Source organism: Pontiella sulfatireligans (assembly GCF_900890705.1).
In the GTDB taxonomy this organism is placed as follows: domain Bacteria; phylum Verrucomicrobiota; class Kiritimatiellia; order Kiritimatiellales; family Pontiellaceae; genus Pontiella; species Pontiella sulfatireligans.
Genome location: NZ_CAAHFH010000001.1, coordinates 2,619,569 through 2,634,508 on the forward strand (window position 1 = coordinate 2,619,569; position 14,940 = coordinate 2,634,508).

A 14,940-nucleotide genomic window follows, 5' to 3' on the forward strand; every position below is an offset into this window, starting at 1 on the left:
CCTAACTGAAACCTCACTGTACAATACCCGCAAAATCTGTGTATCCCACTTTTCTGGGATAGTCCTATTTCATAAAATTCATGCGATTTGAATGTCGGGTTGCCCTGTAACACTAAGGACTAGGCTGGTGCGCAGGGAGTCATGTTCGTGGGGGCTGACGTTCATCGTTCAAATTTTTGATTCTGACTCTCGGCCAGAGCGTGATATAAACCAGTATGCGTTGCAATCGATCCATACTGATGCTGCTTCTACTGGCCGGACTGCTTCCGGCCACGGCCGCCCCTGTCGGTGAAACGTTGAATGCTCTCTCCCTGCCGGCACTCGAACAACGTCGAGGAGCCATTGAAGCCGAGCTGGGGGACCTCGCCAGCTACAGCCTGCGCAGCGGCGTGGGCCCCATAGGATATCGCTCAGCAGCGCATATAGACGAATTTAATTCGGAATGGGTGGAAATCGACTTTGGAGCCGCTTATCCGCTGGATGAAGTCATACTGGTACCGGTTATCCGGCGCGATTCCAAAACCGGATTTCAGGCCGACGGTTTTCCCAAACAGTTCCGCCTGATCGCCGGAACCGCCGATGACCGGAAAGGCCAGGTCATTGCCGAATATGCCAACGAGCAGAATTTTCTGCCGCGGATCGCTCCTCTTTCGATTCCCTGCAACGGCATAACCGCTTCATGGATACGGATTGAAGCCGAACACCTCACGCCTAGGGCCTTTGATGAAAAATATGTTTTCCAGCTCTCCGAAATCTTGGCTTTCAGCGGGCAGGAAAACGTGGCGATGCACCGCGAGGTCCAAGCGAAGTCGAACCGGCGCGACGGCCTTGCGTGGAACACCCAGTTTGTTGTGAACGGCTTTGTCCCTTATCTCATGAATGCAGCCACAGGCGAAAAAAGTGTCGCTTTCATCAGCCAAATGACCTCCAACGCCCTCCCCGCACTGACCATCGATCTGGGAGAGAATCACCCGGTCTCCCGCCTGCATCTCCATGCGGTCGACCCGAGCGATGTCCTGCCTCAGGCTTTTTCCAGTGACTTTGGCATCCCGCATGAAATGCGCCTCGAAGGCGCGAGCCAGCCTGATTTTTCAGATGCTGAAACCTTGCTCAACCTGCACTTCGAAACCATCTACGACATGGCTCCCGTCATGATGTGGGCCTTCCCCGAAACCACCAACCGCTATCTCCGGCTGAACATTACCGCCCCCGCCGCGGATCCACGCTACGGCCCCCTCTCGCCACGGTTTGGCTTCGCGGAAATCGAACTGTTTTCCAATGGAAGAAACATCGCACTCGGCAAACCGACATCGGCCATGAAAATCGTTGAAAATCCGCACCGGCCCTTATCGCTCCTCACGGATGGACGCAATATGTATGGAACCATCCTGTCTGTGCGGGACTGGATGAACCAGCTGGTCCGCCGCCATGATCTTGAAACGGAACGCCCGCTTGTTGCAGCGGAGCTGAACCGCCGCTACGCGTACCAACAGACCAAACTTCAACTCATGGGCTGGCTGGCCGTCCTGCTCGTCGGCGCCATCGGGTTTACCATGTTGATCGACTGGAACCTCCGCATGAGGCAGGTAGCCAAGCTCAGGGAACGCTTTGCCGCCGACCTGCACGACGAACTCGGCGCCAATATCCATACCATCGGGTTGCTGAGCGATGCCGCCAAAAAAGCCCACGACTCCTCGGACGAATGGAACATGCTTCATCAGCGCATCCGCCAATTGACCGAACGAACCGGAACCGCCATTCGGCACTTCTCCAACATCATAAATGCCGACGGGCTTTATCAAGGCCTCGTCGAAGATATGCAGCGGGCCGCCCAGCGCATCACCGCAAATCTTGAACACACCATTTCGATCGAAGGCGAACAATACATCGAGCAGCTCAAGGCCCGTACCCGCATCGACCTGTTCCTCTTCTATAAAGAGAGCCTCATCAACATTTGCCGCCACTCCAATGCCACCTACTTCAATACAACGCTGGCCGCCACGCCCCGGGGGGAGATCGTCCTCACGGTCAGCGACAACGGAAAAGGCCTATCCGGCGCAAACATCCCCTCCTCGCTAAAACGCCGCGCCCGCCTGCTCAAAGCCAAGCTCACCATCAAAGAAATCCCCGACGGCGGAACCTGCATCACATTGCGGCTCCGCCGCAGACTAACTCGAAACCTGAAACCTGAGACTCGAAACTTGAAATCGTCATGAAAAAACAAATAAAGATCATGCTGGTGGAAGACCACCCCGAATACCGCGAAATCCTCGAATTTGTATTCGGCAAAGAAAAGGGTTTGAAACTGATCAGCCAGTTTGGGAACGCCGAACTGGCGCTTCGCAACTTGCAGGATGGAGGGCAAGGCACAGAACCGGATATCATCCTGCTGGATCTGAATCTGCCGGGCATGTCCGGGCTGGATGCAATGCCATGGTTCGCGAAATATACGCCGGACGCCAAAATCATCATTCTCAGCCAGTCTGACCACGAAGCCGACGTACTGCGCGCCATTCAACAAGGAGCCGCAGGATATCTCCTTAAATCCACCACTATGGATGAAATCACACACGGCATCCGCACCGTCATGGACGGCGGCGCCACTCTGGAACCCAGCTTGGCCCGCTTTATCCTGAAAACACTGCAGCCCCGTCTGCCGAAGACGGCAACCGAGGAAGGGATTTCACACCGGGAACTGGAAGTGCTCTCACTCATTGCAAAAGGCCTCTCCCAAAAGGAGATCAGCAGCCAGCTCAAAATAAGCACTTACACCGTAACCGACCACCTCAAGCACATCTATGAAAAGCTAAACGTCCCCAACGCCCCTTCGGCCATCGACAAAGCCCACCGCCTCGGCCTCTTTCTATCCAAAAACAATTAGAGCTGACCGGATGCTAAATCAAACCGATTGCCTCTGCGTTGCCTTTGATTCCAAAAGCCTTTCTCGCAGGCTCGAATCTCCATTAGAGATAGTTCAAAAACAAGACCATATTCACCACCCTTTCGGCGGGATCATGGGGAGAGGCACCTTCTAGACGACATAACCACCGGTGGCTGACAACTTACAAGCACCCTACGACAGCTAGATCATCAATGGGGCTTCTGGATTTAACGTGGAGGATCGATCGGACTATATCTGAACACAGCTAGTGAGTCGGGTTGAGGTTTGGTACAAATTCGGCGCAAAAACCATCGGACTGGATATAGAGAAACAAGCGAAATACCAACCCGTAACACACTGATGAAGTGATACTTACAACCACGATCAAAATAAAGCTATAATCTGGGCAAGCGAATCCGAGCCCTGCTACCAACTTCTAGGGGCCTAACCATCAGGTTAGGCCCTTTTTTATGGGTCTTATTCATTTCACAGGTGCTGAAGCAAATTCGATCATGTTACAGAAAATAATTTCAGCAACGGGATCCTTACCGAGGAAGTCGATCAGCCTTAGTTGGGAAAGAATGCAGCGGCCTTCGCCAACCGGCACTACAGCAACGTCGCTGCCATACCAAGTGTCGCCGGGGCCGTAGTAATGACGGCGGCGCTTGTCGAGTTCGGGGAACCAGTCGAAGCCGATCGCTCCGGCAACCATCTCTCCACCTGCTCCAACGAGCGTGCGTTCCGCCCAAATGTTTTCATAGATCGAGCCCATCATGCAGTGGGTGGGCAACCCCGCGAAGATCGGGTGGTCGTGGACGAGGTGTGTAATGGGCGCCCAGGTTCCGCGCGCGAGTTTGGTGCCGCATTTCACGGGCAGATAGGCCGGAACCGGGACAGGCTTGCCCCATCCATAGCGTTCGCCGCCCCCGCCGAGGTAGACCACGGTTCCTCCGCACTTCGCAAACGCCGCTAGTTCGGAAAACACCATTCTCTCTTCCTTTGTTTTCGCCTCCGTGCGCGAAACAAAGACGGGTAGCGAAGGATCGGTTGTCATGTTGAATACTTCGAATCCGATGCCCGCCTTTTTGAGAAATGGCTTGAGATCGTTCCACGGATCATGGATCGCAATACGCTGGCCGGGCACAACCAGTTGGTCGGTGGCAAAGACGTCGAAGGCGTACTCGTTGGCGGCGACCACAGCACCGCCTTTCGCGGTTAGCTGCACCTTGACGGTGTAGGTTCCCTTCAGATTTCCCGTATCAAGCTGCTCTTCGAAAAGCGGCGCAATGCCTTTTGTCATTTCCGACTTTGCCTTTTTTGAAAAGACAACCGATCCGTCCTCGGCAACAATTTCAACCTTCAGCCTTCCACGAACCACGTCCAGTTCGTTTACGCCGGCGACCTCGATCTTCGCGCCCTTTTCGGCGTAGACGTTGCGCGGCCAAACACGCACCGATGCGATCCGGGGTTGGTTGGCGGCCTTGGTTCCTTCGTAGACATAGGTTTTCGGGTTGCGCCACAGGTCGAGCAGCCCAGCTCCCATGATCCAGTCGCCGCCGGTCAGGGCATGTACGCAATAACCCTTCACCCGCGGATTGCAGCGCACCGCCTCGATCATCAGCTTGTTCGCCCGGCCGTGAACGACCTGCTCATCAAGACAGAACTGCCGGAGGTCGGGATAGATCGCATCGAGGCCGCTCTGCTTGAGTGCCTGCCGATAGTTGTCCTCCATGCGCAGGTGGTAGACCGTGGCCGGTGCGAGCGGGTTGCCCTCTTCGGCAAAGCGACGGTTGTTGTCCACCAGATCGGGCAGGCTGCCATAGCCCAGCTCGGAAAAGAACGACATTAGCCCTGGGATTACATTCTTCCCAGGCATTCGCCCTTTCAGCCCCATGGCCTGCATTTCCTTGTGGGTCTTGAGTCCGGTCAGGATCAGCTTCCTATAAACCTCTTCGCTGACCTGCGGCCCTGGATAGTCGTGGATGTCGTTAAACTTCATCGGCTCCGATTCATAGGGCAGGAACATGTTGGCGCCCTGCGCCCAGCCGCCCGACTCGTCGAGAATCAGGCGCGTCGGATCCAGCTTGCGCGACAGCATTGCCATCGGGTGCAGCAGGCGCATCAACACGGGGCGCTTGAGTTCGTTGAAGAGTTCCCATTGGACCACGCAGGTACGGTTACGATCGCGCAGGATGCTTTCTCGCACTTCGTTTTCCACCCAGCGAGGAAGGTTGGCAGATTCGAATGGAAAATCCATGCACTCGACGGCAAGACTGCCGACGGTCAACACGCCCATTTCATCGCATAGGTCGAGCCACATCGGAGGCGGGGGCTTGCGCCATGGGCGGATCATGTTGAACCCGGCATCGAGGGCGAGTTGGATTTCGTGGATCGCCATTTCGCGGCTGTCGGGATAGGCAATGCCCCGAGGATATAGTCCCTCAAAAAAGGTGGCTTTCAAAAACATCGGCTCGCCGTTCAAAACAAACTGCTTGTCGCGAATAGTGAACTCGCGCATGCCAAAGCGGGTGCTCCACTGATCCGAAGATTGGCCATCGAACAAAACGTCCACTTCCACCCGGTACAGATGGGGATTGTCTGGAGACCAATAGACCGCATTTGGAATCTCCATCGTGAAGGATTGATGGTTTTCTCCGGGAACCAGCTCCAGAGTCTGACTGATTTCAGCGACTACTCCGTCCGAAAAAATCCGGACATCCACCTTTGCGGGGAGGGTCTTTGCACCGGTATGTTCCAGATTGAGGTGGAAGGTTGCGGTGTTGTTGGCAATCTTCGGTTCAATAAAAACATCATCGACGAAAACCTCGTCGGTGGCCACCAGACGCACCGGTTGCCAGATGCCACCCGTAATTCCGCCGCGCCATTGCACGGTTTCCATCGGCCCCATGCCGTCGATCTGCTTGTCCTGCATGAGGATCGGCCCCACAACACGGAGCGCTACTGTGTTTGACGCGTCAAACTTCAACAGGTCATCGATCCGGAACTCAAACGGTGTAAAGCCGCCCTCGTGGATTCCAACGGCAACCCCGTTCACCCAAACCTCGGCCAGAAAGTTGACCGCATCGAACTGGAGGCGAACCACCTTGCCCTTCCACTCGGGCTTGACGGTGAACGAGCGACGGTAGAACGCAACGCCTTCGTAATCCTTCTCGGTCAATTCCCAGCAGCTCGGCACGGCGATTTCGCGCCGGTTATCCAGTTCTCGAAAGACCTTTCCTTTATGCCACCCCGCTTCGCGTCCAATGTTTCCGGCATCGAAGGCAATGTTCCATGCTCCATCCAGCGACTGCGTCTCGCGCGCTGAAACATTTCCGAGAAGCAGTGATGTGATTACGAAAACAGACAGGGTTTTAGAGAATGTCATTTTTTATTGTCCTTCTGTTTGGCGTCGAGCGCCTTCTTGTGGATCTGGTATTCCGGCCAGGTTAGTGTCCCGTCCTTGTTGGCATCCGCTGCGGGATTCTTTTTGAAGTAGGCATCTTTCCACGCCTCCCCGGAATTCTTTGCGGGTGCTGGGCGGGGCTTGGACTTTGGGATGCGGATCATGAGCTTTTCACGGAAAGTCGCGAGCTGAGATGCATATTCCGGACTGAGGGCGAGATTGGTCCACTCCTTAGGATCCTGCGCGGTATGGTAGAGTTCCTCTTTCCCGTTCGAGTAGCGGATATAGCGCCAATCCTTGAAACGCAGGGAATAGCTTTGTTCGGCGGGATCATAGTAGTCGGCCCATTTATACAAAGCGGTCAGCGCCGCGTCGGGGCCATCCCATTTTCCAGACATTGGATTTTCCAACAGCGGCTTCAGACTGTGACCATCCAACGGGCGGCCCTTGTCGTTCTTCACCGTGTTTGACGGCAGCCCGCAGAGATCGATCAACGTGGGATAGAGATCGACCAGCGACACCGGAACATCGGTGGCCTCCCCTGTTTTGGAGACGCCGGGTGCACGAATGACCAAGGGCACGCGGGTGCTTTCCTGCCACAGGGAGTTTTTGTAGAGATAATCCTTCTCCCCCATGCCCCAGCCGTGATCACTGGTCAGGATAATCATCGTGTTCTTTTTCAACACCGAATTGTCTACGGCATCAAGGATCATTCCAATCTGATCATCCACCGAGGCCACACAGGCCAGATAGGCCTGAATGAATTTTTTCAGCGCCAGTTCACGATCGCCGCCGTAGGATGCAATCAGACTGTCATAGATTTTGGTGCCGCGGTCGCCGCTGCGATCATCTTTATCGGAGGTGATGGTTTTCTTGAAGGTATCATCTGCATCGTTTTCCTTGATCAGCGGCAACTCGATCGATTCCAACGGAAACCGGTCGAAATATTCCTGCGGAACGATGAGCGGGGTGTGCGGACGCAGGAAACCGACTCCCATAAAGAACGGTTTCCCGCCCGGCTTCTGCGCAAATTCCTTCAGGTGCTCTACCGCCCAAGCACCGCTTAATTCATCACCCGTCGGATCCCGGTCCTGGTCTGATTCATATCGCAGTTCCCGCTGCTTTTTCCAGTTCCCGGTTCGCCAGGTAAACGGCTTGCCGGTTACGGGAGATTTTTCATCCGTCAGTTTAAACAGCGGGCCAAAGGAACCATCGACGGCTCCGAAATCATCGCGGAATGGAGACCTAATCCAAGGGTGTGCGGCAGTCTTTTCCCCGTTATACGCGAAAGGCCCATAATCGGCGGCATACCCGAATTCATTCCATTCTTTTTCACCGCGGCTATGCATCAGCTTACCGGTACCCAGGGCGTAGTAGCCGTTCTGGCGGAAGTGATCCATTATCGTACGCGAATTCTTCAGCACTTCGTATCCATCCCAATTATCGAACCCATAACACTGCGACGTATGCGGATAGAGGCCGGTCAGAAAGCTGGCTCGGGAGGGATTGCAGATGGGCACGGTGCAGTGCGCCTGCTTGAACGAAACGCCGCTTTCCGCAAGCCGCTTCATGTTTGGGGTTTTCACCTGCGGATGTCCGCCGAACGGTTCGACATAGTCGTTGAGATCGTCACAGACGATTAAAATTACATTCGGTTTGGGCGCGGCAATTACCGAAAGTGACAAGAAGGTCAAAGCCGCAACAGTTAGAGGGTTCAGCTTTTTCATACGATGTAGTCCACAATTTCTTCGGCAACGGTCACCGACTGAATATAGGCCACGACGGCATCGTGTTCAGGATAGGCGCAGTAGCGCTTGAACGCCGCTTCGTTGGGATAGCTGGCTATCAGGCTGATATCAAAAAACGAGGCGCCGTAGTCGCCAATGTTAATTGCGACCTCATAATCGCTGATTTCTGAAATAATTCCCGGCAAAGCCTCCAGACGCGCTTTTACCTGCTTGGCCAGCTCTACCCTCTGCAGCTCACTGGTCTCTTCCTTCAATTTCCACATTACCACATGCCTATACATTATATGCTCCTTCCTTATCCCTAGAAAGACAGCTCAACCGCACCGAGGTCGGGTTTTCCAACGATCGGGTTTCCGAAAAAGTCCTCCGTTACTTCAAGGCCGACACGCAGGCCGGCTTCGTCGCCTTCAAGCTTTTGAATATCTATGCCCTTGTCCTTTACCAACGCCGTGTTGCGCGGAATGTAGTCTTCCGCGTCATCGCCGCCCGCTCGCCGAAACCTTGGATCGCCGATAATCATATTTTGATCCTTGAAGGGCAGTGTTTCGGGAAGAATGGAATCATTGAAATAGAGATTGTTCTGCACAACCAGTCGCGAGGCGTTCGCCCCCTGCCTGATGAGCTTGGAATCCTGGTCGCCCAGCACATCTTCGGTTTTACCGAGGACATGAAAAATATTGTTCGCCACCAGCAGCCCTTCTGTACTGGAAGCAATCGAGAAGCAGGAACGCGATCCGGGTTTTACATAAATCGTGTTGTTGTAGATATAGGAATTATAGGGGCCGTGTTTCGGGCGCTTACTGCCGACATAGCCACTTGTCCACAGGATCTTGCCTTCCTGGAACGCCTTGTTCCTGCCCTTCACGCGCGAGCCATCGTTCACGCTGATGTTGTAGCGGTAGGCGCAGTTGTGGTTGTTGCCGAGGATTTCAACAAAGCCACCTTCGTTATCCATGCTCAGGTTGTACTGCACCACCACGTCGCGGCAATTGAAGTCGATATGCACTCCGCAGGAGTCGCCCTTCCCCCGCGCGTGCATGAACTTGTTTCTTTCGATCAGCACGCGGTTGCAGCTCCACGGCCAAATGCCGCTACCGCGCATATGCATCCGTTTGTCCATACTGGAGCCGGAACCATCAACCGTATTGCCGCGCACCACTAGATCCTCCACGTTGCCCGGCTGAATCGCGGGACCGCCAATATCTTTCATGGTGTTGTCGAGCACCTGCACATTCTTGATGTGCTTGAGATTGATGGCCTTGAACCCCGTTTGGGCAATGCGGCAGTTCCGCACCATGAAACCCGAACTGGGTTCCTCCTTGCGCCCCTCGATCGAGATGGCGGTTCCCATGAAGGTGCTCTCATTGTGCCCTTCGTGCGTGCTACCGACCTCCGGGTAGATCTTGTAGATGGTCAGGTTGTCCAGCGTCACGTTCGAAATCGAGCCATACGTGCCCTGCACATAAACGCCGTATCGCCGGTCCTTTTTCCCGTCCTTGGTCTTGCCGCCATCGGCCGTGATTTCCAGATCGCGCACCACCACATGGTGCGAACCGAGCAGATGCACCCCGGCCATATGCCCCTTGGCATCAATGAACGGCGCGCTTCCTTCTCCATAGGCGGCGATTTCGATGGGCTCCTCCGCAGTCCCCTTGAGTTTGAGCTTCAAACCGCCTTGGAAGCGGGAACCGCGCTTGAGCAATAGCCGATCACCGGGGTTGAATGAAAACGCATTGGCCTTTTCCAGCGAGCGCCACGCCGTGCGCGCCGTATTGCCGTCGTTGGAGTCATTCCCCTGCCGACTATCCAAATGGAAGTCGCGCGCCGAGGACTGCAGCACCAGTGAAGCCAATATAATCAATACGCCGATATGCTTCATTTCTGGCTCGCCTCCAGCTCTTCGCGCGACATGGAGCCATCGTCGTTTGCGTCGCGCCTGGCGAATTGCTTTTTCGACTGTTCTTCATTGAACGTTTGCCCCTTCTTCACCGCCGACTTTTTGCTCCAGGTCAACCACTCGCCTTCAGCCACCACACCATCTTTGTTCGTATCCAACGTACCGAACCAATCCCATTTCTTTTTACTCGAAACCGGCGGCGCCTTCGCGGTGGTGCTTGTCTTCTTCATGGGTCCGATCATACCAGACATTTGCTTGTTCAACTGCTTCTTGATGGCGGCATGCTCAGGCGAATTGGCTAGATTGGTCCATTCGCGGGGATCGCTTTCATGGTCGTAGAGTTCCTCCACCCCGTCATTGTAGCGGATGTAGCGCCAGCGCTCGGTGCGATAGCTCCAGTGCTGATTCTTCACTTCGTTCTTTTCCTCGGCGGAATAGCCCTTGTTCAGGTCGCCGATATAGATCATCGAAAGCGCGCCCTCGGGCCCATCCCATGTTCCAGACGTTGGATTTTCCAAAAACGGACGGACGCTATGCCCATCCAGCTTCGCGCCGTCATTGTTTTTGCGGGTTTCCTTTTCCAAGCCGCACAGATCGACGAGCGTGGGATAGAGATCGATCAGCGACACCGGGTGCTCCGCAATCGCACCGGCCTTCGCCACGCCGGGAGCGCGTACCACAAATGGAATCCGGCAGCTTTCCTCCCAAGGGGAATTCTTGAACAGGTATTCCTTCTGTCCCATCTGCCAGCCATGGTCGGAGGTCACCACAATGATGGTGTTGTCCTTGAGCGGGCTGTTGTCGATGGCATCCACCACCTGCCCGATGCACTCGTCCACCGCCGTAACACAGGCAAGATAGGCCTGGGTAAAAACCTTGATGGCCTTTTCTTCATCACCATTGAATGATTCCACCAGCATACGGTAGTAACGCAGTCCCTTTTGGTTCGGATTGAAGATTTCGCGGTAGTGCGTATCATCGGCATCGTGAGGCTTAATGGGTGGCAGTTCCAGCTCATCGAGGGGATACATGTCATAATATTTCTGCGAAACATGCAACGGCGTATGGGGACGGATAAAGCCGACTCCAAGGAAAAACGGCTTATCGTTCTTCTGCTTTGCAAACTGGTTGATCTTTCCGGCTGCCCAGGCCGCGTTACGCTCGTCGGGAGTCGGATCGCCAGACCCCATCGGGGTTAATTTGCTCCAGTCGCCGTAGATCCAGCCCGACTCAGGATTACCGTCATCCGCATACGGAACATCTTCCAAAGCGCCCCAGGAACCATCCACAGCACCGATATCCCAAAACGGTTTCGGCACCGATGGATGAGCCACACGCTTTTCCCCGTCATAGACCATCGGCCCATAGTCGGCTTTGTATTTAAACTCGCTCCATTCGTCCGGCTTGCCGTGGTGCATTAGCTTGCCCGATCCCGCCACGTGGTAGCCATTCTGTTTAAAGTGATCCATCAGACTGCGCGAGTTCTTCAGCACCGGATTCTGGAACCACTTGCTCCAGAAAAGGTTTCCGGAGGTATGCGGATAGATCCCGGTCAGGAAGCTCGAGCGCGACGGCGCACACACCGGTTCATTGCTGTAGGCGCGGCGGAAGGCGACGCCCGACTTCGCCAGCTTTTCCATGTTCGGGGCAATGGCTTGCGGATGCCCCGAGCCACCGGGAATTCCAGTAATGTAATCGTTCAAATCGTCGCAAACGATCAGCACCACGTTGGGTTGCTGCTTCGCAACGGCCGCACAGACCAGCGCGCCCATGAAAATCAGTTGTAGTATTCGACGCATCATTTTTTCCTATTCAGGTTTGGCGCACGTCTCGGCCAACGGCTCAATGAAAAAACCGAAGGAGACGGGATCGCGTGTAATTTTGTATTGATCCAAAGGGCCCGCGCCGCAACTGGCGTTTCCTAACGGGCCCTGACGGTAGTCGATATTCAGCACGGTCTCATCCAGCTTAACAAGATCGAATGGATGCTTGGCCGCCTTCAGGTTTTCGGTGGAATAGTGGCGAACCGAAACGGAAAGCGGTTGCCGGCCACGGATCTGTACGCCCGCGCCCGCGTTGTTTCGCAGGCTCATCCAGCGGACATCGGTTTTATTCCCGTTTTCCTGAGGCACCGGATAATTGACGAACTGTTCATCGACCGTGCCGCGGTATTCGCCCAGAAACGCGCTCGCGTTTCGGTCGATATAGGACTCATGCGGACCGCGGCCATACCAAACGAATTGTTCAAATCCCGCGGGTGTTCTCAGTTCGTAGCCCACGCGATGCAGCTCGGGCACTTGGCCGAACGGCGCGACGCGGGAAGTCAGCTCAATCGTTCCGTCGCCATGAATGGTGTAAAGTTCAACGAGATTGAATCCCGCGGGGCCGCCTTTCTTCGGCGGGGCTTTCTGTTTTTTCCACGCCGAAACGACGGGCGGACGGGATATGCCTTCGAGCTTCTTCTCGACGGAGACGGTGACCGCGTCGCGAATATTTCCCACCTCGAAACGACTCACGGTTTCCGTCAGATCGGTGAAGAATTCCAAAAGCGATCGGGTGTTGCGCTCGTTATCAATCGTGGCGCGCGCGGCGCTGAACCGCGGCCCCTGAGTCAGCAGCGCTTCACCGCGGATGGAATAGCTCTCCATCTCGCCGCTTCGCCGATTAAAGCGAACCGCGAAATCGACGCCCTTCACCTCCACCGCGTCGCCAGACTCCGATACCACCGGAATTCTTTTTCCGAGGATTGGAACCTTGCCGGCGAACGTCCAGGGCTGCAGCATCAATTGTTCCGCCGCAACGGAATAGCCGGTCTTTGCCCAAGGTTGCTCGCCCGCAAGCCGGGCCTCAACCACGACGATGTATTCCTTTGCTGGATCAAATTCCGCGATATCGATTGGAAGCGTGGCCTTCGCACGGCCTCTAGGTGGCACCGGAGCAACGTCCAGCTTGCCGGAACCGATCTCCCTGCCATTTTCCAGCAACGACCAGAAAAAGCCGTGGCCTCCCGAATCAATGAAATAGAACTTGTTGAAAACCTCAACCGTGCTGCCTGAAAGAGCGAAGCTGTAATTCTGATAGGCCTTCTTCGTCTCGAGCGTTTTCGCGTTCACGCTTCGATCGGGAAAGATGAGCCCATTCAGGCAAAAGTTTCCATCGTTTGGAAGATCGCCAAAGTCGCCGCCATACGCCCAGAACGGCTTCCCGTCGGGCCCTTCCTTCAGCAGTCCCTGATCGATCCAATCCCAAATACATCCGCCGATCAGTTTCTGATGTTTCTCAAAAACCGCGACATATTCCGGCAGGTTGCCAACGGAGTTTCCCATGGCGTGGGCGTATTCATTGAGAAGGTAGGGCCGGAGGTCTTTTTCGTAGACCGCCTGCTTCTCAAGCAAGTTAATCGTGAGGTAGCGGTTTTGCTTTTTGCCAATGGCACCGCCGCCCATCACGTCGCACGTACGCGGGCCTTCCTGGAAGTGGTAGTGCGTTGGCCGCGATGAATCGCGCTGATGGCAAAACTCATTCATGGCCACGATATTCTGCCCATTGCCGGCCTCGTTGCCGTGCGACCACATGACGACGCATGGGTGGTTTTTGTCGCGCTCGACCATGTTCATGGAGCGTTCGACATGCTGGGTTTCCCATTCGGGTTGCTTCGCAAGCGACTCGTCGCCATAGCGCATGCCGTGCGATTCCACATTGGCTTCGTCGATCACCAGCAGCCCCCATTCGTCGCACAGATCATATAGAGCCGGGTCGTGGGGATAGTGGGCGGTACGCACACAATTAATATTGTGCTGTTTCATCAGTTTGAGATCCAACTCAAGATTTTCGCGGGGCACGGTTTTCCCGTGAATGGGATCATGTTCGACGCGATTGACGCCTTTGAACAGCACCGGCTGTCCGTTCAGCAACACCTGGCTATCCTTGATTTCAACTTTCCGGAATCCGGTTCGGCATGCAACCGCCTCGATCGTTTCACCGCCGCGTTGTTGAACAATGAACACGGAGTAGAGGTTTGGCGTTTCATGCGTCCACTTCGCGGGATTCTTGACAGGGATTTCGAGCGCGATCGTTTTTTCCGCGCCCGCTTCCAATGATTGGATGGTCGTGGAGACGGAGCCTATTTTACTTTCCTTTTGGTCTTGGAGAACGACTTCAATCTCGGTGCTCTCCGAGGCGCGTTTTCCATAATTCTTCAACGACACGTCAACCTTCAACACCGCATTGTTGAAGCTCGCGTCCAGTTCGGTGGTCACAAAGAAATCGCGGATATGAGTTGTCGGAGTGGAAAAGAGGTAGACATCGCGGAAGATGCCGGCCATGCGCCAGCCATCCTGGTCTTCGAGATAGGAGCCGTCGCACCAGCGGAACACCTGAACGGCCAGCTGGTTTTCACCGGCTTTCAAATACGGTGTCAGGTTAAACTCGGCAGGCGTCCGGCTTCCCTGGCTGTAGCCCACTTTCTTTCCATTCACCCAAATGTAGAATGCCGAATCCACGCCGTCGAAATGAATGAACACCTCGCGGCCTCTCCAATCGTTGGAAACCAAAAAGCTCCTGCGATAAGAACCGACCGGATTGCCGTTATCGCCCCCAATGAAAGGCGGATTCTTATCGAACGGATATTCGATGTTGGTGTAGATCGGAATGCCATAGCCCTTCATCTGCCAACAGGATGGCACCGCAATATCATCCCAGGAAGAGACATCGAAATCCGGATGCTGAAAATCCCGCGACCGCGCTTCGGGCGTTTTAACCCACTGAAACTTCCACGTCCCATTCAGGCTTTGGAAATATGGCGAATCGCTTTTATCGAGCGACGCCGTCTCCATCGAAGCGAACGGCATCAGCGTGGCGTGCCTCGGCTCCTTATTGATCGCAGTGACCGCCGGGTTTTCCCAGTCGGTCACCGGCGCGGCGCCCAAAGAAGAGATCGCCAGCAAACCTGAAAAAATGATGCTTCTAATTTTCATCTTGTCCCCAAATACCACTTGTTATTTCAGCGCAG

The 14,940-nt window shown here is 54.9% G+C and carries 8 protein-coding genes; 2 read left to right on the forward strand and 6 right to left on the reverse strand.

What is annotated here, in order from left to right:
- Nucleotides 1-239: 239 nt before the first annotated feature.
- Nucleotides 240-2,216 (forward strand): histidine kinase, encoded by a 1,977-nt coding sequence (locus tag SCARR_RS08830; protein ID WP_168433155.1) that lies wholly within the window; start codon nt 240-242, stop codon nt 2,214-2,216.
- Entirely contained in the window at nt 2,213-2,881 is a 669-nt protein-coding gene (locus SCARR_RS08835) for a response regulator (protein ID WP_136061160.1), read from the forward strand. Before SCARR_RS08830 ends, SCARR_RS08835 begins: the two co-directional genes overlap by 4 nt.
- Nucleotides 2,882-3,362: 481 nt before the next feature.
- On the opposite strand, the gene SCARR_RS08840 is transcribed toward SCARR_RS08835, so the two are convergent.
- The 6 genes from SCARR_RS08840 to SCARR_RS08865 are packed head-to-tail and all read right to left on the reverse strand — an operon-like array spanning nt 3,363 to nt 14,905.
- Nucleotides 3,363-6,266: a glycoside hydrolase family 2 protein gene (locus SCARR_RS08840; RefSeq protein ID WP_136061162.1), complete on the reverse strand. Its 2,904-nt coding sequence runs from the start codon at nt 6,264-6,266 to the stop codon at nt 3,363-3,365.
- The gene (locus SCARR_RS08845) at nt 6,263-8,011 is read right to left on the reverse strand and encodes a sulfatase (RefSeq protein ID WP_136061164.1); all 1,749 of its coding nucleotides are present in this window, start codon (nt 8,009-8,011) and stop codon (nt 6,263-6,265) included. The genes SCARR_RS08840 and SCARR_RS08845 overlap by 4 nt, the downstream gene beginning before the upstream one ends.
- Entirely contained in the window at nt 8,008-8,313 is a 306-nt protein-coding gene (locus SCARR_RS08850) for a Dabb family protein (RefSeq protein ID WP_136061166.1), read from the reverse strand. Before SCARR_RS08850 ends, SCARR_RS08845 begins: the two co-directional genes overlap by 4 nt.
- A 20-nt stretch (nt 8,314-8,333) precedes the next feature.
- Complete coding sequence (locus tag SCARR_RS08855) at nt 8,334-9,911, reverse strand: right-handed parallel beta-helix repeat-containing protein (protein ID WP_136061168.1); 1,578 nt, start codon at nt 9,909-9,911, stop codon at nt 8,334-8,336.
- Complete coding sequence (locus tag SCARR_RS08860; RefSeq protein ID WP_136061170.1) at nt 9,908-11,731, reverse strand: sulfatase-like hydrolase/transferase; 1,824 nt, start codon at nt 11,729-11,731, stop codon at nt 9,908-9,910. The genes SCARR_RS08855 and SCARR_RS08860 overlap by 4 nt, the downstream gene beginning before the upstream one ends.
- Nucleotides 11,732-11,737: 6 nt before the next feature.
- Nucleotides 11,738-14,905, reverse strand: coding sequence for a glycoside hydrolase family 2 TIM barrel-domain containing protein (locus SCARR_RS08865; RefSeq protein WP_136061172.1), 3,168 nt, complete (start codon nt 14,903-14,905; stop codon nt 11,738-11,740).
- Nucleotides 14,906-14,940: the final 35 nt, after the last annotated feature.